Source organism: Streptomyces sp. NPDC111628, from assembly GCF_055635195.1.
Genome location: NZ_JBVKBZ010000005.1, coordinates 268,371 through 290,864 on the forward strand (window position 1 = coordinate 268,371; position 22,494 = coordinate 290,864).

Sequence of the window (22,494 nt, forward strand, 5' to 3'; positions counted from 1 at the left end):
AGGACCCAGCCGTCCGGCGGCCCGGACTCAGATCCGGGTCAGCGCCCAGAAGCCCACGGCGTAACAGGCCAGCGCGAGCAGCAGCAGCGGCAGGGCCACCCGCGCCGGGGGACCGGGACGGCGGCGGCGCCGTGTCCCACGGTGCGGGGCGGGAGCGGCGGACCGCGGGTTCCGGGCGGTGTACGCGGCGGTGGGGACGTCGGCACGCATCGCCGGGGACGGCGCGAGGGACTGGGCGGGGAGCGGCGGCCCGTGCGGTGCCGGGTACTGGGTCCCGCCGGGGGCCCGGTCCGGCGGCAGGTGCTGCGGCCCGCCCGTGAACGCCGGGTGCGGTGCGGGCGGTTGCGCCGCCTCGGCCGCCGCCTCCGACGCCGGGGTGACGGTCGGCTGCGGGGGCGGCAGGTGGAAACTGCCGGTCTCCGACATGGCACCCGCCCGCTCGGCCAGGGGCGCCTCCTCGGAGTGCGTCCAGTCCTGCCCGGACGGGGCGCTGCCCAAGGCAGGCGCCGCACCCGGCAGGGGCAGGCCCGGGTCGGTGGGCGGTCGTCCGGGAGCGGAGGGTGTGCCGGTCGCTGTCGCGGGCGGGCCCGGCAGGCCGGGCGGGGTGGACATGGGTGCCGAGTCCGGGCCCGTCGCGGGTGGGCTCGGGACGCCGGGCGACGGCCAGTCCTGGTCGGGCGGCGAGCCGGCCGGTTGCGGGGCCGAAGGCGTCCGGTCCGGTTGCGGGGCCGGGGGCGTGCCCTGCCAGGGGGGTGTCGGCGGAGTGGTGGGCGGGGCTGCGGCCGATGGCGGGCCCGCAGGGCGTCGCGGGTCCGTCGGTACGCCGTCCACGCCGGAGGCCCTCTTGAGTGGGCCCTCGGGACCGAACCCCGTGGGCAGCGGCCCAACTTGGTCGAAGATCTCGATCAGCTCGTCGTCGGGCCCGGGCTCCGGCAGCAGCTCCACCGCCGCGGCCAGCGCCTTGCGCGCCCCGGTCGCGGTACGGAACCTCGCCGGCGGGTCCGGTTGCAGCAGCGTCGCCACGACCTGCCACAGCGGCTCGGGAATCCCCCGCGGCGCGGGCGGCGTACCGTGCTCGGCGAAGTGCTGGACGAGCACCTTGGCGTCCGGCTTGGCCCCTTCCAGCAGATACAGCGCGACCAGACCGACCGCGAACAGGTCCGACGGGAAGTCCGGTTCCGCACCCATCATCTGCTCCGGCGCGAGATAACCCGGCGTCCCCACCACGAGGTTGGTCTCCGTCAGCCGGGGCTCACCCAGCCGCATCGCGATGCCGAAGTCGGACAGCCGCAGGCGCGGACGGCCCGTCCCCGTCGCCTCCAGGAGCAGGTTGGCGGGCTTGATGTCACGGTGCACCACCCCCTCCCCGTGCACCGCCGCCAGGCCCGACAGGAGCTGGTCGAGCAGCGTGCACACGAATTCGGGCGGCAGCGGACCGTAGTCCCCGACCAGGTGGACCAGCGAGCCGCCCGTGACCAGGTCCATGGTGAACAGGACCTGGTCGTCGTCGGCGGCCCAGCTCGCGGGGGCGAGCACATGCGGGTGATCGATCCGCAGCGCCTGCTCACGGACGAACCGGAGCAGCGAGTGCGCGTCCCGCTGCTGAAGCACCTTCGCGGCCACATAACGCCTGCGCCGGTGGTCCCAGGCGCGCCAGACGGCACCCACCCCGCCCCGGCCGATCGGGTCGACCAGCTCGTACCGGCCCGCGAAGACCTCACCCATGGCTGTGCGCCGCTCCTCCCCTGGGACCTGTCGCGCCACTCCCGCGGGCCCGGCCGCCGACCCCCTCGGCGACCGGACCCACGGGATCAGTTCTGGTGGGACTGGTAGTGCGCGACCGCGTCCGAGGTGCGGCCCGCGCCGTACACCCGCAGGAACTCCGCCAGCTCCGGATGCGAGGAGGACAGGGAGTCCGCCGCGTCGATGATGTCTCCGGCGGCCGCCACCGAGCGCAGCAGCGACTGGATCTCCCTGACCACCCGCTTGACCGTGGGCGCACCCGAACTACTGGTGGTCGTCGTGGTGTTGCTGAGCACCGAGCCCCCCTGCGACTTCTTGATCTCGTCCATGCGCTCCGTGGCCTCGGCCGCGCTCACACTGCCGTCGGCGACCTGCCCCGCCAGGTCCTGCAGCAGCTGCACCCGCTGGACCACCGCGGGATTGCCGATCTTCGCCCGCTGGCCGCTCATCAGCTGCGACAGCATCGGCGCGGACAGCCCCAGCACTCCCGCGAGACGAGCCTGGTTGAGACCGAGATCGTCGATAAGCCTGCGGAAGAGCGCCCCCAGCGGCTCCCCGTACCAGTTCCGCTGCAGTTCCCGCGCTCTTGCGGTGGCTTCCTGCTGTGCGGCGTCCATTGCGTCTCCCCATCGCTTCCCCAAAAACCGCAGTTCGCTCCAGCGAACCACGCCGAGCATCTTACGGAGCGTGGTCGTTCCCCGGGAGCCCCAATCATTTGTGAGATACGGGGGGCGACCCGGTACTCTTGTCCGCGGCGACCGGCGGTCCGCGACACCAGGACCGACGACGCCACCCGAGGGGCCTTAGCTCAGTTGGTAGAGCGCTGTCTTTGCATGGCAGATGTCAGGGGTTCGACTCCCCTAGGCTCCACCGTCAAGAGCGCCTCCGACCTGCGGAAACGTAGATCGGAGGCGCTCTGTTCGATTCCGGGGGGCCGCGGTGGGCCCGCCCTCGCGGGCGCCGGCGGACGGAGACGTTCCTCACCGTCGCCGCCCTCGCACCGTGCCCGGCACCGCACGCACCGCCCGGATGATCGACAACGACCGGAGGGAAAGGGCCAGTTGAGCACGTGGAACAGCGCTCCGGCGCCCGCGCCATTACGAGAACCAGGCCCCGGACGGGCCTCTCTCGGCGCCCCGGCCGCGCTGTCTGCTCTTGATATCGTCACCCCACAGGGCATCAGCGCAGACCCCTGCGGGGCGGTGCCACGTGGCTCATCGCCGTCGGAGCCGTCCGGTCGCTACCGACGAGGTGGAAGGGGTAGACCATGCGGGCGAAGGTACGGGCCGCTCTCGACGCGCTCTATATGAAGCGGCTGGTCAGAGAGTTGGAAGGACGCCCACGCCCCCAGCACATCGGCATCATGCTCGACGGCAACCGCCGGTGGGCCAAGATGTCGGGTATCGACGACCCCCGCGAGGGCTACCGCGCCGGCGGCGCCAAGGTGCTGGACTTCCTGCGCTGGTGCGACTCCGCCAAGATCGAGCACGTCACCCTGTTCATGCTCTCCGACGACAACCTTTCCCGGCCCGAAGAGCAGCTGAACCCGCTCATCGACATCATCGCCGAGGTCGTCGAGCAGCTGGCCGCACCGGGCAACCCCTGGCCCGTCGAGGCCGTCGGAGCCCTGGACCTGCTGCCCGCCGAGTCCGCGAGCCGCCTCAAGACCGCCACCGCCGCCACCCAGGGCCGCAAGGGCGGCACCAAGGTCGACGTCGCCGTGGGCTACGGCGGCAGACGCGAGATCGTCGACGCCGTGCGCTCCGCCCTGACCGAGCACAGCTCCCAGGGCGGCGACATCGACGAGTTCATCGAGACCTTCACCATGGAGCACATCTCCAAGCACCTGTACTCCAAGACACGGTCCGAGTCCGACCTCATCATCCGCACCTCCGGCGAACAGCGGCTCTCCGGCTTCCTGCTCTGGCAGTCCGCCTACGCCGAGGTCCACTTCTGCGAGACGTACTGGCCGGACTTCCGGGAGATCGACTTCCTGCGCGCCCTGCGCTCCTACTCCCTGCGGGAACGCCGCTACGGCCGCTGAACGCCGTCGCCGTTTCACGTGAAACATCGCCGCGGGGCGGGAGACTCACGGTCTCCCGCCCCGCGGCGGTGAACAAACGACAGAAGGTGGCCGGCGCCACTACGGCGAGCCGGAATCAGCGGGGCTCGTCGCCCTCCGCCTCATCCTGGGCCTGCTTGGCCTGCACCTCGGGATCGAGGACCGCCTCACCGGTGCCGTCCACCGACGTCAGCCGCCCCGACTCGGGAACCTCCGTCGCCTCCGGCGGCTCCACCAGCCAGTCCGGGTTGGCCTGCTTGTCCCACCACTTCCACGCGGCGAAGGCGCCACCCGCGACGACGCCCACCACCGCGAGAACCTTGGCGACCCGGCCGGCCCTGGCCCGGCGCTGGTGCTTGCGCGTCAGCCTCTGGATCTCCTTCGCCGTGACCTGACCACGCAGCGCGGCCAGCGCGGCGGTCCCGCGGGCCGTGGCCTCGTCGCGCACGGGACCCGCCGCGGCCACTGCCTGCTCGATCCTCGGACGTGAGTAGTCGGCCGCCTGCCGAGCGGCCAGACGCGTACGGACAGCGGCCTCCTGCGCGGCCGCGTCCATCTTCGGCGGCACATGCGTACGGGCCTGTTCCAGCCGCGGCGCCACATGCGTGCCGTACTGCAGGCGTGCCTGGCACGTGGCCTGCGACACCTTGGGCGCCAGCCGTACGCGCGCCTCCTGTGCATAGTGAGCGGCCCTGTCCTTGGCCGTGTCGGCGTAGGGCGCCACCACTTCCGCGGCGTGCAGCACGCTGTCCTTCGCCGAACCGGTCGCGGCGCGCACGCTGTCGATGCGGGTCACGGGTTCCTCCTCCTCGGTGGCGTACGGTAATTCGACTTTCCACCCTTTTACGGATCATGCCTGGGGACGCACCGCCAGGCATGCGAGGGCGGGCATCCGGGTCACGGACGATGCCGCCGCGTCCTCTGGGGCAAGTGGTGATGAAGTTGCGAACAAGAGCTGATCAACGTCAATAACCGATGAATACCGGGCAACACGAGCCTGTCCACGACCATGCCACGGATCGGCGCCCCACGCTCGTGACCCAGCGGTAAGAGCGCCGAACGCACCCCCGACCGTGCGAGGATCGGTGCGCACAACAGGACGACGGAAGGCACCTCGTGGCCGCGCAGCTCTACGCCACCCTGAAGACCAGCCAAGGTGACATCGAGGTCCGGCTGCTGCCGAACCACGCACCCAGGACCGTCAAGAACTTCGTCGAGCTCGCCCGCGGCGAGCGGGAGTGGACCCACCCCGCCACCGGCGAGAAATCCATGGCCAGGCTCTACGACGGCACCGTCTTCCACCGGGTCCTCAGCGGCTTCATGATCCAGGGCGGCGATCCGCTGGGCAACGGCACCGGCGACCCCGGCTACCAGTTCCCCGACGAGTTCCACCCCGACCTCGCCTTCGACAAGCCCTACCTGATGGCCATGGCCAACGCCGGCCCCGGGACCAACGGCTCGCAGTTCTTCATCACCGTCTCCCCGACGACCTGGCTGAACCGCAAGCACACGATCTTCGGCGAAGTGACCGACGCGGCCAGTCAGAAGGTCGTCGACACCATCGCCGCCGCCCGGACCAACCCCCGCACCGAGCGGCCCCTCACCGACATCGTCATCGAGTCGGTCGTCGTCGAGACACGGAACGCCTGACGCCCCGCCACACCGGGCAGGAACCAAACGCCCCGCTCATCCGTAGAGAAGGGCGGGGCGGTGCATCTGCACACACCGCCCGCAGGGACGACCGAGGGGATGCCATGGACCACGCGGCCGCCGGCCGACCGGATGCCCAGAGCCCGCCCGGTTGCTATCGCCACCCGGACCGCGAGACCGGCATTCGCTGCACCCGCTGCGAGCGCCCCATCTGCCCGGACTGCATGGTCAACGCCTCCGTCGGCTTCCACTGCCCCGACTGCGCCGCCGGCCGCACACCGGGGGCCACCGGCCCGGCCCCGAGCGCCTCCCGCCCCCGCACCCTCGCGGGCGGCACCGTCGCCGCCGACCCCCACCTCGTCACCAAGATCCTGATCGGGATCAACGTGGCGGTGTTCATCGCCGTCCAGGCGCTCCCGTCGTCCTTCCTCAGCGACATGGTGCTCATCGGACGCTGGCCCCCCGCCCCCTTCGTCCCGACCGAGGGCGTCGCGGAGGGCGAGTGGTACCGGCTGGTGACCACGATGTTCACCCACGAGGAAATCTGGCACATCGGCTTCAACATGATCAGCCTCTGGTTCCTCGGCGCCCCCCTGGAAGCGGCCCTCGGCAGAGCCCGCTACCTCGCCCTCTACCTCGTCTCGGGCCTCGCCGGCAGCGTGCTCGCCTATCTGCTGGCCTCGCCCACCACGGCCACCCTCGGCGCCTCCGGCGCGATCTTCGGCCTCTTCGGCGCCACCGCCGCCCTCGTGCGCCGGCTCAACGCCGACATGCGGCCGGTCGTCATCCTGCTGGTGATCAGCCTCATCTTCACCTTCACCCGGAGCAACATCTCCTGGCAGGCCCACGTCGGCGGCCTCGTCGCGGGTGCCGTGATCGGCTACGCCATGCTCCACGCGCCCCGTGAGCGGCGCACGCTCGTCCAGTACGGCACCTGTGCGCTGGTCCTCCTGGTCGTCGTCGGCCTGACCCTGTTGAGGTCGGCGCAGCTCACCTGAGCGCCCGTTGTCCACAGTAGGTGGCGGATCTTGTGCACAGCGTGCGGGAACACATGTGCCCCCTGTCGCTGACCAGTGTTGTCGCAGGTCAGGCAGGGGGCGAACATGTTTTCGGAAGCTAGGTCCAGCCGGTAATTCCGTCACACCGGCGTCAACGCCGGGTGGGTTATCCACAGATCGTCTTTCTTTTTCCCCAGCGTGTGGACAGCGCCTGTGGATAACGCTATTTCCACTGCGTCGAGACGCCGAACCCCGCGGCGATGAAACCGAAGCCCACCACGATGTTCCAGTTGCCCAGCGAGTCGATGGGCAGGGAACCGTCGGTGACGTAGAAGACGACGATCCAGGCCAGGCCGATGACGAACATGGCCAGCATCACCGGCGCCACCCAGCCGCGGCTGGTCAGCTTGATGCTCGTCGCCTGCTTCGAGGGCGGCGGCGTGTAATCGGCCTTCTTGCGGATACGTGACTTCGGCACGAGGGTCTCTCCTGTCGATGCGCTGCGTGGCCGCGCAGGGAACGGGGCTCGGTCTCGGGTGCGGCGTACATGGGACGAGGGGACTCTGAGCGCTCCCCCGGGCGTCCGTTAGCGTAGTCCTTCCGTGGCGCCGAAGGAGATAAGGGTACGTTGAGCAATTCTGCCGACTCCCCCGGGACGGGATCCAGCCCAGTCCGCCGACGCCGTTTCCGGCCCGTGCGGGTGCTCACGGCGGCCGTCTTCGCACTCGCGGGACTTATCTTCTTCACCAGCTTCAACACCGCGAAGGGCACCAATATCCGGACGGACTCCTCTTTGCTCAAGTTGTCCGATCTCATCCACGAGCGCAGCCGGGAGAACGGCGACCTGGAGGAGTCCAACGGGACCCTGCGCGAGGACGTCGAATCACTCGCCGAGCGCGACGACGGCCGTACGAAGTCGGAGGACGACAAGCTCGCGGCGCTGGAGGAGAAGGCGGGCACGCAGAAGCTGAAGGGCGAGGCGATCACCGTCACGCTCGACGACGCCCCGCCGGACGCCACCGCGAAGCTCCCGGGCTACCCGGAGCCGCAGCCCGACTACCTGGTCATCCACCAGCAGGACCTCCAGGCCGTGGTGAACGCGCTCTGGCAGGGCGGCGCCGAGGGCATCAAGGTCATGGACCAGCGGCTGATCTCCACCAGCGCGGTGCGCTGCGTCGGCAACACGCTGATCCTCCAGGGCCGCGTCTACTCACCGCCGTACAAGATCCAGGCGGTCGGCGACCCGGGGCGGCTGAAGAAGGCGCTGGCGAAGTCGCCGGCGATCCAGAACTACATGGTGTACGTCAACGTGTACGGGCTCGGCTGGAAGGTCGAGGACGACGGCCGGGTGACCCTGCCCGGCTACTCCGGCACGGCGGACCTGCACTACGCCCGGCCTGTGGATTAGGGCCGTTCCCGAGGGCCGCGCGCCGCTAGTCTGGTGCGGTACGGCGTGAGTCTGGCGTCGTGGTGCGACGGAAGGGACGGCATGTACGGCTGGATCTGGCGGCATCTGCCGGGGAACGCTTGGGTGAAGGCGCTGCTCTCGCTCATGCTGGCGATGATCGTGGTCTACGTCCTGTTCCAGTACGTCTTCCCGTGGGCCGAACCGCTGCTGCCCTTCAACGATGTGACGGTGGACAACCAGTGAGCGCGCGCATCCTCGTCGTCGACAACTACGACAGCTTCGTCTTCAACCTCGTCCAGTACCTCTACCAACTCGGCGCCGAGTGCGAGGTGCTGCGCAACGACGAGGTGTCGACGGCGCACGCCCAGGACGGCTTCGACGGCGTGCTGCTGTCGCCGGGCCCGGGCACGCCGGAGCAGGCCGGGGTGTGCGTCGAGATGGTGCGGCACTGCGCGGCCACCGGAGTGCCGGTCTTCGGTGTGTGCCTGGGCATGCAGTCGATGCAGGTGGCGTACGGCGGTGTGGTGGACCGCGCGCCGGAGCTGCTGCACGGCAAGACCTCGCCGGTGGAGCACACCGGCCGGGGCGTCTTCGCGGGCCTGCCCTCGCCGTTCACGGCGACGCGGTACCACTCGCTGGCGGCGGAGCCGGCCACGGTGCCGGCCGAGCTGGAGGTGACGGCCCGTACGCCCGACGGGATCGTGATGGGCCTGCGTCACCGGGAACTGCTCGTCGAGGGCGTGCAGTTCCACCCGGAGTCGGTGCTGACCGAGCACGGGCACCGGATGCTGGCCAACTGGCTGGTGGAGTGCGGCGACCAGGACGCGGTGGCGAGGTCGGCGGGGCTCGCCCCGGTGGTGGGCAGGGCCACGGCGTGACCGCGCTGCGCCCCGAGCGCGACTCCGGCACGGCCGGTGACCAGGGATCCTCGTACGGGCAGCCGTACGGGGATTCCGGTGCGTTCGGGGAGCAGTACCGGCCGCCGCTTCCCGACGACGAGACGGTGGCGCTGCGGGTCCCGGAGCCCCCGGTGCGCCGGACGGCCGCCGGGAGCGGCTCCGCCGCCGCTTCTGCCGGGGACGGTCCCGTGGGTGGGGGTCGCGCGGCCCGCAGGAAGGCCGCGAAACGGCGTCACGGGCGCCGTGGGGCGCCCAGGGGCCAGGCTCCGGAGGAAGAGGCCGAGGAGACCCCGAAGGCGCCTCTGTCGCGCGTGGAGGCCCGTCGGCAGGCTCGGGCGCGCAAGCCCGGTGCCGCGGTGGTCGCGAGCCGGGCGATCGGTGAGATCTTCATCACGACCGGTGTGCTGATGCTGCTGTTCGTCACCTACCAGCTGTGGTGGACGAACGTGCGGGCGCACGCCCAGGCGAACCAGGCCGCGAGCAACCTCCAGGACGACTGGGCGAACGGCAGGCGCAGTCCCGGGTCGTTCGAACCGGGCCAGGGGTTCGCGCTGCTGCACATCCCCAAGCTGGACGTGGTGGTGCCGATCGCGGAGGGCATCAGCAGCAAGAAGGTGCTGGACCGGGGCATGGTCGGGCACTACGCGGAGGACGGGCTGAAGACGGCGATGCCGGATGCGAAGACCGGCAACTTCGGGCTCGCGGGGCACCGCAACACGCACGGCGAGCCGTTCCGGTACATCAACAAGCTGGAGCCGGGCGACCCGATCGTCGTGGAGACGCAGGACAAGTACTTCGTCTACAAGATGGCGTCGATCCTGCCGGTGACCTCACCGAGCAACGTGAGCGTGCTGGACCCGGTCCCGAAGCAGTCCGGCTTCAAGGGGCCCGGCCGGTACATCACCCTCACCACCTGCACGCCGGAGTTCACGAGCAAGTACCGCATGATCGTGTGGGGCAAGATGGTCGAGGAACGGCCGCGCAGCAAGGGCAAGCCGGATGCGCTCGTCAGTTAAGGGCGGATGACCAGTGGCAGCGACCACCGACACGGAGCACCAGGAGCAGGCCGAGGCGGGCGGTCGCGGGCGGCGTCGTCCCGGCCGGATCGTCGCGCAGGCGGTCAGCGTCCTCGGCGAACTGCTCATCACCGCGGGCCTGGTGATGGGCCTGTTCGTCGTGTACTCGCTGTGGTGGACGAACGTGGTCGCCGACCGCGCGGCGGACAGACAGGCCGAGAAGGTCCGGGACAACTGGGCCCAGGACCGGGTGGGAGACGGCCCGAGCGGCCCGGGGGCGCTGGACACCAAGGCGGGCATCGGCTTCCTGCACGTCCCGGCGATGGGCGAGGGCGACGTCCTGGTGGAGAAGGGCACGTCGATGAAGATCCTCAACGACGGCGTGGCCGGCTACTACACCGACCCGGTGAAGGCGACGCTGCCCACCTCGGACAAGAAGGGCAACTTCTCGCTCGCCGCCCACCGCGACGGGCACGGCGCCAAGTTCCACAACATCGACAGGATCGAGGAGGGGGACCCGATCGTCTTCGAGACGAAGGACACCTGGTACGTGTACAAGACGTACGCCGTCCTCCGCGAGACCTCGAAGTTCAACGTCGACGTCCTCGACGACGTCCCCAAGGAGTCCGGCAAGAAGAAGGCCGGCCACTACATCACCCTGACGACCTGCACCCCGGTCTACACGAGCCGCTACCGCTACGTGGTCTGGGGCGAACTGGTCCGCACGGAGAAGGTCGACGGCGACCGGACACCGCCCAGGGAACTGCGCTGAGGCTCACCGGGCCGACGCGTACGACGGAGCCCCAGTCCTTCAGCTGAGCTGAGGGACCGGGGCTCCGGTCGGTCGTGCGGGTGGGTCAGTCGCCGAAGCCTGGGAGGCCGGCGATGGTGCCGCCGTTGTCGTTTCCGCCGTTTCCGCCGCCGTTGCCGGGGATGGTCACCAGCGTGACGGGTGTGGCGGCCGGGTCGTCGACCTCGCTGCCGGGCTGCGGGTTCGAGGCGACGACCCTCGCGTTGTCGTCTCCCGGGGAGCCCTGCTGGATCTGCACGTTGGTGAAGCCGTTCTGCTGCAGGATCTGCCGGGCCTCCGCGACGGTCTTGTTGCGGATCTCCGGCACCTTCGTCTTCTCGACGGCCTTGCCGACGACGATCGTGACCTTCGAGCCCGGGTCGACCTGTGTGCCGGACTGGGGCGTCGTGGAGATGACCTTGCCGACCTGGTTCGGGTCGTTCGTCGGCTGGTCCGTGCAGACGGCCGTCAGGTCGCCGCCGCTCTCCACCTGGGCCTTGGCCTCGTCGCAGGTGCGGCCCACGACGTCGGGCACCGTGGCCTTCTCCTCGGCCTTGGCGACCTCCAGGGTCACCGTGGAGCCCTTCTCCAGTTCCTTGCCCGGGTCGGGGTCCTGGCTGAGGACCGTGCCCTCGTCCTGGGAGGACTCGGTCTGCTTGGTCTCGACCTCGAAGCCCTTGTCCTCGAGCTGCTTGGTGGCCTCGTCGATGTTCTTGTCGATGACGTTCGGGACGGCGACCTTGGGTGCGCCGGTCGAGACCACCAGGTTGACGGTGGACTTCTTCTCGACGTCGGTGCCCTGCTTGGGGTCCTGGGCGCAGATGTTGCCCTTGGGCTGGTCCTCGCACTCCTGCTGCTTGAACGTCAGCACCAGGTCGATGTTGTCGGCCTGCTGCTGGGCGTCGGCCTTGCTCAGGCCGATGAAGGCGGGCACCGGGACCTTGTCGTTGCCCGGCCCTCCGTCCCCGCTGAAGGCGTACTTGCCGATCAGGATGGCGCCGACGAGGACGAGGATGCCGGCCAGCACCAGGAAGATCGTGGAGGTGTTCTTCTTGCGGGGCTGCTGGCGGCGCCGGTCGGGGCGCTCGTCGTAGCCGTAGCCGCCGTCGTCCGGGTTCATGGGCGGCAGCATGGTCGTGGCGCCGCCGCCTCCGTCCGAGCGCAGGGCGGTGGTCGGCTGGTCGTCGGGGTAGGCGCCGTAGCCGCCCGCGGCCATGGCGCCCAGTGCGGCGGTGGCGGCGACGGGCTGGCCGTCGAGGCAGGCCTCGATGTCCGCGCGCATCTCGTCGGCCGACTGGTAGCGGTAGTCGGGGTCCTTGGTCAGGGCCTTCAGCACGATCGCGTCCATCTCGGGCGTGATCTCGGGGTCGAAGACGCTCGGCGCCTGCGGTTCCTCGCGCACGTGCTGGTAGGCGACGGCCACCGGGGAGTCGCCGACGAAGGGCGGGCGCACCGTGAGCAGCTCGTAGAGCAGGCAGCCCGTGGAGTACAGGTCGGAGCGGGCGTCGACCTGCTCGCCCTTGGCCTGCTCCGGGGAGAGGTACTGGGCGGTGCCGATCACGGCGGCGGTCTGGGTCATCGTCATGCCGGAGTCGCCCATGGCGCGGGCGATGCCGAAGTCCATGACCTTGACCTGGCCGTTGCGCGTGAGCATGACGTTGGCCGGCTTGATGTCGCGGTGGACGATGCCGGCCCGGTGCGAGTACTCCAGGGCCTGGAGGATGCCGATGGTCATCTCCAGCGTCCGCTCCGGCAGCAGCTTGCGGCCGGAGTGGAGCAGCTCACGGAGTGTGGAGCCGTCGACGTACTCCATGACGATGTACGGGATCGACACGTTGTCGATGTAGTCCTCGCCCGTGTCGTAGACCGCCACGATCGCGGGGTGGTTGAGCGAGGCGGCCGACTGGGCCTCCCGGCGGAAGCGGGCCTGGAAGGACGGGTCGCGCGCGAGATCCGCGCGGAGCGTCTTCACCGCCACCTGGCGTCCGAGCCTGGTGTCATGCGCGTGGTAAACCTCCGCCATGCCACCACGGCCGAGCACCGGGCCCAGCTCGTACCGGCCGCCGAGGCGACGCGGCTCTTCCATGGTTACTACCAGCCCTCTCCGTCGGTCCCGACCGGCATGCTTGTACGGTCGGAGGCTGCCGTCCGGCCTACCGTACCCGGCTCACTCCTGGCCCTTTGGCCGAGCCGGGCAGCCGATACAGGACCGGTATCGCAACGTGCGCCGATGTGAAGGAGACGTGACCGGAGTCACGTCCCGTTCATGGCGCGGTCACTTCTTGCTGTCGATGACGGCCTCCATGACGTTCTTGGCGATCGGTGCCGCGAGGCCGCCGCCGGAGATGTCGTCGCGGACGGCGTTCTCGTCCTCGATCACCACGGCCACGGCGACGGGCGAGCTGCCGTCGTCGGCCTTGGCGTACGAGATGAACCAGGCGTAGGGGTTCTCGCTGTTGTCGACACCGTGCTGTGCGGTACCGGTCTTGCCGCCCACCTTGACGCCGTCGATCTTGGCGTTGGTTCCCGTGCCGTCCTCGACGACGGTCTCCATCATGGACTGGAGGATCTGGGCGTTGTCCGCGGACAGCGGCTTGCTCATCTCCTCGGGGTCCGTCTTCTCGATGGTGTCGAGGTTGGGGGCCTGGAGCGCGTCCACCATGTACGGCTTCATCAGGGTGCCGTTGTTGGCGATGGCCGAGGTGACCATGGCCATCTGCAGCGGGGTGGCCGCGGTGTTGTACTGGCCGATGGAGGAGAGCGCGACCTGGGAGTCGTTCATGCCCTCGGAGAAGACGGAGGCGCTGGAGCGGACCGGGACGAACTGCTCCTCGGTGAAGCCGAACTTCTTGGCCGTCTCCAGCATCTTGTCGTTGCCGAGGTCGTAGCCGAGCTTGCCGAAGACGGTGTTGCAGGAGACGCGCAGGGCCTCGCGGAGGGTGGCGTCCTCGCAGGGGATGTTGCCCTCGTTCTTCAGCTCGGTGGTGGTGCCGGGCATCGTCCAGGGCAGCGGGGAGTCGGTCTTCTCGTCGGCCGAGTCGTACTTCCCGTGTTCCAGGGCCGCCGCCGCGGTGACCACCTTGAAGGTGGATCCGGGCGGGTAGACCTCGCGCAGCGCGCGGTTGAGCATCGGGTCGTCGGGGTTGTTCTTCTTCTGGAGCTTGTTCCAGGCCTCGCCGGCCGCCTCGTTGCTGCCCGCGATGACGGTGGGGTCGTACGACGGGTAGGAGGCCATCGAGAGGATCTTGCCGGTGGACGGCTCGATCGCGACGACGGCGCCCTTGGCGCCCTGCTTCTTCAGGCCGTCGTAGGCGGCCTTCTGGGCGGCGCTGTTGAGGGTGGTGACGACGTTGCCGCCCTCGCGCTTCTTGCCCGTGATCATGTCCAGGGTGTTGCGGAAGAAGAGCCGGTCGTCGTTGCCGGTGAGGATGCCGTCGTCGATGGACTCGAGCTGGGTGGCGCCGAAGGCCTGGGAGACGTACCCGGTGACGGGCGCCCACATGGCGCCGTCCTTGTAGGTGCGCTTGTACTTGAAATCGCCCTTGGTGGTGGCGTGCGAGGTGATGGCCTTGCCGTCGACGATGATGTCGCCGCGGGGGCTGGCGTACCGCTCGATGGCGACCCGGCGGTTGTGCTCGTCCTCCTTCAACTCGTCGGCCTGGACGTACTGGAGCCAGTTGTCCCGGATGAGGAGGGTGAGGACGAGGAGGCCGCAGAAGATCGCGATTCGGCGCAGTGGCTTGTTCACGGTCGGACCACCTGGGTCATCTCGGCGTCGGGGCTGGCGGGCGCGGCGGGCGCCGGTCTGCGCGCGGTGTCGCTGATGCGCAGCAGAATGCCGATCAACGCCCAGTTGGCGATGACGGAGGAACCGCCGTAGGCCAGGAAGGGCATGGTCATACCGGTGAGCGGGATGAGGCCCATGACACCGCCGGCGACGACGAAGACCTGGAGGGCGAAGGCGCCGGAGAGGCCGATGGCGAGGAGCTTGCCGAAGGGGTCGCGGGCGGCGAGGGCGGTGCGCACGCCGCGTTCCACGATCAAGGCGTAGAGCAGGAGCAGGGCCATCAGGCCGGCGAGGCCGAGTTCCTCGCCGAAGGTGGCGAGGATGAAGTCGGAGTTGGCGGCGAAGCGGATCAGCTCGGAGTGGCCCTGGCCCCAGCCGGTGCCGAGGGTGCCGCCGGAGCCGAAGGCCCACAGGGCCTGCTGGGCCTGCTCGGAGTGGCCGCCGACGCCCGCGCGGGAGAGCGCGTACTCCTTCATCGGGTCGAGCCAGGCGTCGACGCGCTGCTGGATGTGCGGTTCGAAGCTGGCGACGCCGACGGCGCCGACGGCGGACATCATCAGGCCGAAGACGATCCAGCTGGTCCGCTCGGTGGCGACGTACAGCATGATCACGAACATGCCGAAGAACAGCAGCGAGGTGCCGAGGTCGGTCTCGAAGACGAGGATCAGGATCGAGACGATCCAGACCACCAGGATGGGGCCGAGGTCGCGGCCGCGCGGCAGGTAGAGGCCCATGAAGCGGCGGCTGGCCAGGGCGAGCGCGTCGCGCTTCACCATCAGGTAGCCGGCGAAGAAGATCGCGAGGACGATCTTGGCGAACTCGCCGGGCTGGATGGAGAAGGAGCCGACCTGGATCCAGATCTTGGCGCCGTAGATGTTCTTGCCGAGGCCCGGTACGAGCGGGAGCAGCAGCAGGAACAGGGCGCCGACCATGGAGATGTAGGTGTAGCGCTGCAGGACGCGGTGGTCCTTGAGGAAGACGAGCACGGCGACGAACAGGGCGATGCCCATCGCGGTGTAGATCAGCTGGCGGGGTGCGGCGGTGCCGGCCTGGTCGATGCTCTGGAGCAGCTCGGACTGGTCCAGGCGCCAGATGGCGACGAGTCCGAGGCCGTTGAGCAGGGTGGCCAGCGGCAGCAGCAGCGGGTCCGCGTACGGGGCGAACTTGCGCACGACGAGGTGGCCGACGCCGGCCAGCAGGCCGAGGCCGAAGCCGTAGCTCAGCAGGCCCGCGGGTACCTCGTCGTTGATGGCGAGGCCCACGTTGGCGTAGGCGAAGACCGGGATGAGGACGGCGAACACGAGCAGAGCCAGCTCGGTGTTGCGCCGGCTCGGGGCGCCGATGGCGCCGATCGTGGACGTGTGGTGCGTCGACGGGTTGGTAGTACTGCTCATCGTGTGAAAGGGCCTCTCACGGCTTGCCTACTGCTTACCGCACAGCGAGACGACCTTCTGCTCTTCCTCCGAGAGGGTCGGTCCTGAGCCTTCAGTGGGTGCGGTCGTGGACGGGGACTCGGACGATTCGGGTGCCTCGGGCGAGCCCGACGGGTTCGGGCTGGGTGAGGCCTTGGACGTGAAGGAGGCGGGAGTGGTTCCCGTGGTGCCTCCGGCCTCGCCCTCGCCCGTCTTCGCGTTCTTCTCGGTCTCCGCGGTGCGCCGGTCGGCCTGCTTCTTGCAGGCGGAGGCCTGGACCGCCAGTTCCTCGATCTTGGCCCGGGCGTCGTTGAGGTCGCCCTCGGGGATGGTGGCCTCGACCAGTTTCTGCTGGTAGGGCGGCAGGTACTTGAGTTCGATCTCGGGATGGTCCTTCTGGACCTTCGAGAGCGAGACCCAGGCGAGGTCCTGGCTGATGCCCCGGTACAGCGCGAGGTGGTCGTCGTTGGTGCCGACGTAGTACTGGGTCTGGGTCCAGCGCCAGCCGCCGTAGGTGCCGCCGCCGATGACGGCGAGGGCGAGGGCGGTGTAGAGGGACCGCTTGAGCCACTTGCGGTTCTTGCGGGGCTTGACGAAGTCGTCGGGGCCGTAGTCGTCGAAGCCGTCGGTGGGGATGAAGCCGGTGACGTCGCCGCTGCCGGGCGGGCCGAACTCGCCGCCCCCGCCGCGCTGTCCGCCCTGCCGGCCGAGGCCCGCGGCGCGTCCGGCCGGGGTCTGCATGATGCCGTTGTCGCCCATCTGGGCCTGGTTCTCGGCGACGGCGCCGACGACCACGGGGGTGTCGGAGAGCTGCCCGGCGAGGGTGTCGCCGGTGTCGAGGTCGAGGACGTCGGCGACGATGACGGTGATGTTGTCCGGGCCGCCGCCGCGCAGGGCGAGCTGGATCAGCTCCTGGACGGTCTCCTGAGGGCCCTGGTAGCTGGCGAGGGTGTCCTCCATCGTCTGGTGGGAGACGACGCCGGAGAGCCCGTCGGAGCAGATCAGGTAGCGGTCGCCGGCCCGCACCTCGCGGATGGACAGGTCGGGCTCGACGTGGTCGCCGCTGCCGAGGGCGCGCATCAGCAGGGAGCGCTGCGGGTGGGTGCCCGCCTCCTCCTCGGTGATCCGTCCCTCGTCGACGAGGCGCTGCACCCAGGTGTGGTCCTGGGTGATCTGGGTGAGGACGCCGTCGCGCAGCAGGTAGGCGCGGGAGTCGCCGACGTGGACCATGCCCAGGCGCTGGCCGGTCCACAGCAGGGCGGTGAGCGTGGTGCCCATGCCCTCCAGGGCGGGGTCCTCCTCGACCATCTGCCGCAGCTGGTCGTTGGCGCGCTGGACGGCGGCGCCCAGGGAGGTGAGGACGTCGGAGCCGGGCACGTCGTCGTCGAGGGCGACGATGGTGGAGATCACCTCGGAGGAGGCGACCTCACCGGCGGCCTGGCCGCCCATGCCGTCGGCGATGGCGAGCAGGCGGGGACCGGCGTAGCCGGAGTCCTCGTTGCCCTCCCGGATCATGCCCTTGTGGGAACCGGCGGCGAAGCGCAGTGACAGACTCATGCGCACCTCGCCCGTCGGCTCCGACTGCAGCCGGTCGTGTCGAGCCACACTGCCCACCCTCCGGTCGGGAGCGCGCCGGGGCCCGGGGTGCCGGCCGCCGCTGCGTGCTCGCTCCGCTCGCGCTCATTCATTGGTGTAGCACTACTTCCGCAGCTCGATGACGGTCTTGCCGATGCGGATCGGCGCCCCGGGGCCAATTGGTGTGGGGGTCGTCAGCCGGGCCCGGTCCAGGTAGGTGCCGTTGGTGGAGCCCAGGTCCTCGACGATCCACTGGCCGTTCTGGTCCGGGTAGATCCTGGCATGGCGGCTGGAGGCGTAGTCGTCGTCCAGCACGATCGTCGAGTCGTGTGCCCGGCCGAGCGTGATGGTCTGGCCCTGGAGGGCGACGGTGGTGCCGGTGAGCGTGCCCTCCGTCACGACCAGCTTGGTGGGCGCGCCCCGGCGGCCGCGGCCCCCGCCGGACTGCTGGCGCTGCGGTGGAGGCGCCTGGCCCTGGCGCGTGGCGGTCTGCTGCGGTCGGGCGGCGTCGCGTCGCGCGCCGCGCTGGGTGACCCGCGTACCGAAGAGGTCGCTGCGGATGACCTGCACGGCCACGATCACGAACAGCCACAGTACGGCGAGAAAACCCAGCCGCATGACCGTGAGGGTCAGCTCTGACATTGCCCCCGGATCACCCTTCGGCTTGCCTGTAGATAACGGTGGTGCTGCCCACGACGATCCGTGAGCCGTCGCGGAGCGTAGCGCGGGTGGTGTGCTGCCCGTCCACCACGATGCCGTTCGTGGACCCGAGATCCTGGATCGTCGAGGGCGTTCCGGTCCGGATCTCGCAGTGCCGGCGGGAGACGCCGGGGTCGTCGATCCGCACGTCGGCCTCGGTGCTGCGGCCCATGACGAGCGTCGCGCGGGAGATCTGGTGGCGGTTGCCGTTGATCTCGATCCAGTGGCGGGTGCGTCCGCCGGGGGCGGGTGCGGCCGGGGGCTGCTGGCCGCCGGCTGGCTGCGGGTAGCCGTAGCCGCCGGGGCGTCCGCCGGGCGGCGGCGCGGACGGCATGGGCGGGGCGCCCGCGGGGGCGGCCGGCGGGTAGCCGTACCCACCGCCCGGTCCGGCGGGCCGCGCGGGCGGTGCCGGGGGTGCGGCGGGGCCCGGACCGCCCTGGTGGCTGGTGGAGGAGGCGAGCGTACGGCTGCGCACCCGGTACAGGCCGGTGTCGAGGTCGTCCGCCTTCTCCAGGTGGACCTTGATCGGTCCCATGAAGGTGTAGCGCTGCTGCTTGGCGTAGTCGCGGACCATGCCGGCCAGCTCGTCGCCGAGCTGTCCGGAGTAGGGGCTGAGGCGCTCGAAGTCGGGCGTGCTCAGTTCCACGATGAAGTCGTTGGGTACGACGGTGCGGTCGCGGTTCCAGATGGTCGCGTTGTTGTCGCATTCGCGCTGGAGCGCTCCCGCGATCTCCACGGGCTGCACCTCGGACTTGAACACCTTCGCGAAGGTGCCGTTGACCAGACCTTCGAGACGCTGCTCGAACTTCTTCAGGACTCCCATGGGGCACCTCCTCCGTCGCTGCCGTCCTGTCGACTGCCTTGCGTACTGCTGCCTTGCGTACTGATGCCTTGCGTCGTACTGCGTTGCGCCGTGCTGCCTCGCGCAGTGCCGTGCGTCCGTGCACTGCCCACCTGGTACTGCTTACTGATCGTATCCACGCGCCGGTCGATCGGCTGGTTCCCCCTGTCGGCCCGGTCGACGGGTGTCGACGCCTGACGGAGTTCCCGCCGGAGCTCCCCTTCGAACTCCCGCGGACCTCCGGGATGTGCTCCCGCAGGTAACTCATGCCCAGGATCGTAGAGGCGGCCGCAGACCAGTGTCCCGCACCTGAGTGCGGTCCCCCACCGGCTCCTGGGGAGACGGGCCGGACCGGTACGAGGTTGATACGTGAACGGCCACGGACCGGGACGAGTGCCCGAAGGAGGTCGGGCACCCCGCTCCGCCGGGGGAAAGGGATGTGAATCGACCCCTTCCAGCGTGCTAATGTTCTCGTGTCGGAAGGCGCCGGACCGCAAGGAAAAGCCCGGAAGACACACCCAATGCGCGGGTGGCGGAATAGGCAGACGCGCTGGATTCAGGTTCCAGTGCCCGCAAGGGCGTGGGGGTTCAACTCCCCCCTCGCGCACCACGGAGCATGGCAGATGCTCTGGATACGCAAAAAGACGGGGCGGCATCGTGAAGATGCCGCCCCGTTCTGCTGTGCGCCGGGCCGCGGAGTGGATCGCTCCCGGGGTCTGAGACTTTACTCACAGGGCCGTCGTCCGGCGGCCGGTGATCAGCCGGTGGCCTCCTCGGGAGCCGCCCGCTCCGTCGTGGTGCTGAGGACGGCGGCGAGTTCCCCGACGGTCTGTTCCCGCAGCAGCTGGTGCGAGGGGACGGGGATTCCCAGCGCCGACTCCAGGGTGCGCTGGAGGGCCAGCGCGGTCAGCGAGTCGATGCCCTGGGCGTACAGCGGCCGGGTCAGGGAGACCCGGTGGGCCGGCGGGACGTGGAGGTGGGGTGCCAGGCTGCGGCACAGGAACGTCTCGAAGGCCCGCACGCGGGCCGCGCCGTGGAGGTCTCGCAGGGCGTCGGTGTCGAGGGTGACTGGGTTGCCCGGCACGGTGGTGTCCTTTCGTCGGGTGCGGGTCGGTCAGGTGCGGGGGCGGGGCTGGGAGGCGTGCAGGGCGTGCGCTGCGGGACCGGGTCGCGGGCCGGCCCCGTCCGACCACGTCAGGTGGAACCGCCAGCGGTGGATCCGCCAGCCGTCGGGGGTGCGGACCGCCTCGGCCGCGCTGTGGCCGCCGATGTCGAAGCGGCCGCCGGGGTCGGGGCCGTCCTCGTGGTGCACGTGCGAGGCGACGAGGTGGACGCGGATCCGGGCGGTGTCGCCGTCGGTGGTGATGCCGTAGTTGGACGCCAGGTGATGGGTGCGGGCGAACCGGGACTTGCGGTCGAAGTGGAAGGCGGCGGCTCCCTCCCGTCCTTCCAGCGTGCCGACGGGGAACTCCAGCAGGCAGTCCTCGGTGAAGACCTCCGCGGGCCAGCCGTCGTCGAAGCCGTGCTCGTCCTGGGTGTCCAGCAGCGTGACGTAGCGGTCGACCAGTTCGGCGATCTCCGTCCGGTCGCTCAGTGCCCGGACCTGGGCGCGCAGGGCGTCGAATTCGGCCCGGGCGAGGGTGACCGTGTCCGGGCCGGCGACGGGGCCGGAGGGTGGGCGGGTCATGGGACGAGGTCCTTTCCGTGGGGTGGGCGGCCGCCCGGGCCGCCGGCGGTGTGCCAGCCGCGGGGGTCGCGGTGCGCGGCGGTGCGTTCCGGGCGGCGCCAGCCCGCGGTCGGCCGGGGGCGGGGCGGGCCGGGCGGGACGGCGCCGAGGGCGGCGGCGCGGGCGAGCAGGACGCTGGTGAGGGCGGCGATCTCGGCGGGGGTGGGCCGGCCCCGCAGGATCCGGACGACCGCGCTCCCGTCGGTGGCGTCCGCGCCGTCGGTCCCGCTCACTGCGGGGGGTTGCCGTGCTTGCGGCACGGCAGGTCGGCCTGTTTGCTGCGCAGCATCGACAGGGCCCCGACGAGGGCGCGCCGCGTGTCCCGCGGGTCGATCACGTCGTCGATGAGGCCGCGTTCGGCGGCGTAGTACGGATGCATCAGCTCCGCCTGGTACTCCTTGATCTTCTGCGCGCGAGTGCCCTCGGGGTCGTCCGACGCGGCGATCTCCCGGCGGAAGATGACATTGGCGGCGCCCTCGGCGCCCATCACCGCGATCTCGTTGGAGGGCCAGGCCAGCGCCAGGTCGGAGCCGATGGAGCGGGAGTCCATCACGATGTACGCGCCGCCGTAGGCCTTGCGCAGCACGAGGGAGACGCGCGGCACGGTGGCGTTGCAGTAGGCGTACAGCAGCTTGGCCCCGCGCCGGATGATGCCGTTGTGCTCCTGGTCGACGCCGGGCAGGAAGCCCGGGACGTCGATCAGCGTCACCAGCGGGATGTTGAAGGCGTCGCAGAACTGCACGAACCGCGCGGCCTTCTCACTCGCGTCGATGTCCAGGACCCCGGCGTACGACGTGGGCTGGTTGGCGACGATGCCCACGACCTCGCCGTCGAGCCGGGACAGGGCGCACACCATGTTGGTCGCCCAGCCGGGGTGCACCTCGAAGTAGTCGCCGTCGTCGACGATCTCCTCGATGACGGCGCGGATGTCGTAGACCCGGCCGGGGTCGTCGGGGACGATCTCCAGCAGCCGGTCGGTGCGCCGGTCGGCCGGGTCGGAGCCGGGCGCGGCCGGTGGCAGTTCGCGGTTGTTGGAGGGCAGCAGGGACAGCAGGTGGCGTACGTCCTCCAGGCAGCCGTGCACGTCGTCGTAGGCGAAGTGGGCGACGCCGGAGGCGGTGGCGTGGACGTCGGCGCCGCCGAGGGCGTCCTGGCTGATCTCCTCGCCCGTCACCGCCTTCACCACGTCCGGGCCGGTGATGAACATCTGCGCGATGTCGCGGACCATGAAGACGAAGTCGGTCAGCGCCGGTGAATAGGCGGCGCCGCCCGCGCAGGGGCCGAGCATCACGCTGATCTGCGGGATCACGCCGGAGGCCCTGGTGTTGCGCTGGAAGATGCCGCCGTAGCCGGCGAGCGCGCAGACGCCCTCCTGGATGCGGGCGCCCGCTCCGTCGTTGAGCGACACCAGGGGCGCGCCGGCCGAGATCGCCATGTCCATGATCTTGTGGATCTTCAGTGCGTGCGCTTCGCCGAGGGCGCCGCCGAACACCCGGAAGTCGTGCGCGTACACGAAGACCGTGCGGCCGTGGACGGTGCCCCAGCCGGTGATCACGCCGTCGGTGTAGGGGCGCTTCTTCTCGAGTCCGAAGCCGGTGGCGCGGTGCCGGCGCAACATCTCGACCTCGGTGAACGACCCCTCGTCGAGCAGGAGTTCGATCCGCTCGTGGGCGGTGAGCTTCCCCTTGGCGTGCTGCCGTTCGGTGGCCGTCGGGTCGCCGTGCCGGGCGGCCTGCTTGATCAGGCCGAGTTCCTCGATGCGCTCCTCGGCGCTCCACTGGCCCCGGTGCTCGCGCCGGTGCAGGGGCTGTCGCGCGGTGGTCTGCGCGGTGGTCTGCTCGGTCGTCTGATCGGCCGTCTGGTCGGTTCTCTGGTCGGTCGACATCGT

The 22,494-nt window shown here is 70.3% G+C and carries 22 protein-coding genes and 2 tRNA genes; 10 read left to right on the forward strand and 14 right to left on the reverse strand.

Features of this window, described 5'->3' with window-relative positions; genetic code table 11:
• Window positions 1-27: 27 nt before the first annotated feature.
• Both ACZ7MF_RS27035 and ACZ7MF_RS27040 read right to left on the reverse strand, forming a co-directional pair.
• A complete protein-coding gene (locus ACZ7MF_RS27035) occupies window positions 28-1,725 on the reverse strand; it encodes a serine/threonine-protein kinase (protein WP_471480443.1) in 1,698 nt (565 codons plus the stop codon).
• 86 nt (window positions 1,726-1,811) lie between these two features.
• Entirely contained in the window at window positions 1,812-2,360 is a 549-nt protein-coding gene (locus ACZ7MF_RS27040) for a helix-turn-helix domain-containing protein (protein ID WP_104636363.1), read from the reverse strand.
• A 180-nt stretch (window positions 2,361-2,540) separates the two neighbouring features.
• On the opposite strand from ACZ7MF_RS27040, the gene ACZ7MF_RS27045 reads away from it, so the two are divergent.
• Window positions 2,541-2,613: transfer RNA gene (locus tag ACZ7MF_RS27045), tRNA-Ala, on the forward strand.
• A 397-nt stretch (window positions 2,614-3,010) separates the two neighbouring features.
• Window positions 3,011-3,787, forward strand: coding sequence for an isoprenyl transferase (locus ACZ7MF_RS27050; RefSeq protein ID WP_356862002.1), 777 nt, complete (start codon window positions 3,011-3,013; stop codon window positions 3,785-3,787).
• Between the two features lie 115 nt (window positions 3,788-3,902).
• Here the strand turns inward: ACZ7MF_RS27050 and ACZ7MF_RS27055 are convergent, their stop codons facing one another.
• Complete coding sequence (locus ACZ7MF_RS27055) at window positions 3,903-4,601, reverse strand: DUF5324 family protein (RefSeq protein ID WP_471480445.1); 699 nt, start codon at window positions 4,599-4,601, stop codon at window positions 3,903-3,905.
• Between the two features lie 320 nt (window positions 4,602-4,921).
• Between ACZ7MF_RS27055 and ACZ7MF_RS27060 the strand changes: the two genes are divergently transcribed.
• Window positions 4,922-5,455 (forward strand): peptidylprolyl isomerase, encoded by a 534-nt coding sequence (locus ACZ7MF_RS27060; protein WP_003975078.1) that lies wholly within the window; start codon window positions 4,922-4,924, stop codon window positions 5,453-5,455.
• Window positions 5,456-5,559: 104 nt separating this feature from the next.
• Window positions 5,560-6,453: a rhomboid family intramembrane serine protease gene (locus ACZ7MF_RS27065; RefSeq protein ID WP_471480447.1), complete on the forward strand. Its 894-nt coding sequence runs from the start codon at window positions 5,560-5,562 to the stop codon at window positions 6,451-6,453.
• A gap of 223 nt (window positions 6,454-6,676) precedes the next feature.
• Here ACZ7MF_RS27065 and crgA read toward each other — a convergent pair whose 3' ends face one another.
• Window positions 6,677-6,931: a cell division protein CrgA gene (crgA, locus tag ACZ7MF_RS27070; RefSeq protein WP_003975080.1), complete on the reverse strand. Its 255-nt coding sequence runs from the start codon at window positions 6,929-6,931 to the stop codon at window positions 6,677-6,679.
• A gap of 150 nt (window positions 6,932-7,081) precedes the next feature.
• On the opposite strand from crgA, the gene ACZ7MF_RS27075 reads away from it, so the two are divergent.
• The 5 genes from ACZ7MF_RS27075 to ACZ7MF_RS27095 are packed head-to-tail and all read left to right on the forward strand — an operon-like array spanning window position 7,082 to window position 10,548.
• Window positions 7,082-7,861, forward strand: a complete 780-nt coding sequence (locus ACZ7MF_RS27075) for a DUF881 domain-containing protein (protein WP_471480449.1) — start codon at window positions 7,082-7,084, stop codon at window positions 7,859-7,861.
• 45 nt (window positions 7,862-7,906) lie between these two features.
• Window positions 7,907-8,104, forward strand: a complete 198-nt coding sequence (locus ACZ7MF_RS27080; protein ID WP_162832944.1) for a hypothetical protein — start codon at window positions 7,907-7,909, stop codon at window positions 8,102-8,104.
• Complete coding sequence (locus ACZ7MF_RS27085) at window positions 8,101-8,739, forward strand: aminodeoxychorismate/anthranilate synthase component II (RefSeq protein ID WP_115743067.1); 639 nt, start codon at window positions 8,101-8,103, stop codon at window positions 8,737-8,739. The genes ACZ7MF_RS27080 and ACZ7MF_RS27085 overlap by 4 nt, the downstream gene beginning before the upstream one ends.
• Window positions 8,736-9,776: a class E sortase gene (locus ACZ7MF_RS27090; RefSeq protein WP_471480451.1), complete on the forward strand. Its 1,041-nt coding sequence runs from the start codon at window positions 8,736-8,738 to the stop codon at window positions 9,774-9,776. Before ACZ7MF_RS27085 ends, ACZ7MF_RS27090 begins: the two co-directional genes overlap by 4 nt.
• Window positions 9,777-9,789: 13 nt before the next feature.
• Complete coding sequence (locus ACZ7MF_RS27095) at window positions 9,790-10,548, forward strand: class E sortase (protein WP_471480453.1); 759 nt, start codon at window positions 9,790-9,792, stop codon at window positions 10,546-10,548.
• 85 nt (window positions 10,549-10,633) lie between these two features.
• Here ACZ7MF_RS27095 and pknB read toward each other — a convergent pair whose 3' ends face one another.
• The 6 genes from pknB to fhaA all read right to left on the reverse strand — a co-directional run bounded on the left by pknB (window position 10,634) and on the right by fhaA (window position 18,862).
• On the reverse strand, window positions 10,634-12,652 hold the full coding sequence (gene pknB / locus ACZ7MF_RS27100; RefSeq protein ID WP_471480455.1) for a Stk1 family PASTA domain-containing Ser/Thr kinase: 2,019 nt from the start codon (window positions 12,650-12,652) through the stop codon (window positions 10,634-10,636).
• Window positions 12,653-12,841: 189 nt separating this feature from the next.
• A complete protein-coding gene (locus ACZ7MF_RS27105; RefSeq protein ID WP_471480457.1) occupies window positions 12,842-14,314 on the reverse strand; it encodes a peptidoglycan D,D-transpeptidase FtsI family protein in 1,473 nt (490 codons plus the stop codon).
• Window positions 14,311-15,747, reverse strand: coding sequence for an FtsW/RodA/SpoVE family cell cycle protein (locus ACZ7MF_RS27110; RefSeq protein ID WP_356369900.1), 1,437 nt, complete (start codon window positions 15,745-15,747; stop codon window positions 14,311-14,313). The genes ACZ7MF_RS27105 and ACZ7MF_RS27110 overlap by 4 nt, the downstream gene beginning before the upstream one ends.
• Before the next feature lie 27 nt (window positions 15,748-15,774).
• A complete protein-coding gene (locus ACZ7MF_RS27115) occupies window positions 15,775-17,322 on the reverse strand; it encodes a Stp1/IreP family PP2C-type Ser/Thr phosphatase (protein ID WP_471480460.1) in 1,548 nt (515 codons plus the stop codon).
• A gap of 141 nt (window positions 17,323-17,463) precedes the next feature.
• Window positions 17,464-17,982: an antibiotic biosynthesis regulator FhaB gene (gene fhaB, locus ACZ7MF_RS27120; RefSeq protein ID WP_003975090.1), complete on the reverse strand. Its 519-nt coding sequence runs from the start codon at window positions 17,980-17,982 to the stop codon at window positions 17,464-17,466.
• Window positions 17,983-17,992: 10 nt separating this feature from the next.
• A complete protein-coding gene (fhaA, locus tag ACZ7MF_RS27125; protein WP_356862024.1) occupies window positions 17,993-18,862 on the reverse strand; it encodes an antibiotic biosynthesis regulator FhaA in 870 nt (289 codons plus the stop codon).
• Window positions 18,863-19,403: 541 nt separating this feature from the next.
• Between fhaA and ACZ7MF_RS27130 the strand changes: the two genes are divergently transcribed.
• Window positions 19,404-19,490 (forward strand) — tRNA-Leu (locus ACZ7MF_RS27130).
• 147 nt (window positions 19,491-19,637) lie between these two features.
• Here ACZ7MF_RS27130 and ACZ7MF_RS27135 read toward each other — a convergent pair.
• From ACZ7MF_RS27135 to ACZ7MF_RS27150, 4 genes are read right to left on the reverse strand one after another with little or no spacing between them, the layout of a single operon-like run.
• Window positions 19,638-19,964: an acyl carrier protein gene (locus ACZ7MF_RS27135; protein WP_115743059.1), complete on the reverse strand. Its 327-nt coding sequence runs from the start codon at window positions 19,962-19,964 to the stop codon at window positions 19,638-19,640.
• 30 nt (window positions 19,965-19,994) lie between these two features.
• Window positions 19,995-20,567 (reverse strand): nuclear transport factor 2 family protein, encoded by a 573-nt coding sequence (locus ACZ7MF_RS27140; protein ID WP_471480463.1) that lies wholly within the window; start codon window positions 20,565-20,567, stop codon window positions 19,995-19,997.
• Window positions 20,564-20,839 carry an acyl-CoA carboxylase epsilon subunit gene (locus ACZ7MF_RS27145; RefSeq protein WP_471480465.1) on the reverse strand — a complete coding sequence of 92 codons (276 nt, stop codon included), beginning with the start codon at window positions 20,837-20,839 and terminating at the stop codon, window positions 20,564-20,566. The genes ACZ7MF_RS27140 and ACZ7MF_RS27145 overlap by 4 nt, the downstream gene beginning before the upstream one ends.
• Window positions 20,836-22,491 carry an acyl-CoA carboxylase subunit beta gene (locus tag ACZ7MF_RS27150; protein ID WP_471480467.1) on the reverse strand — a complete coding sequence of 552 codons (1,656 nt, stop codon included), beginning with the start codon at window positions 22,489-22,491 and terminating at the stop codon, window positions 20,836-20,838. The genes ACZ7MF_RS27145 and ACZ7MF_RS27150 overlap by 4 nt, the downstream gene beginning before the upstream one ends.
• Window positions 22,492-22,494: the final 3 nt, after the last annotated feature.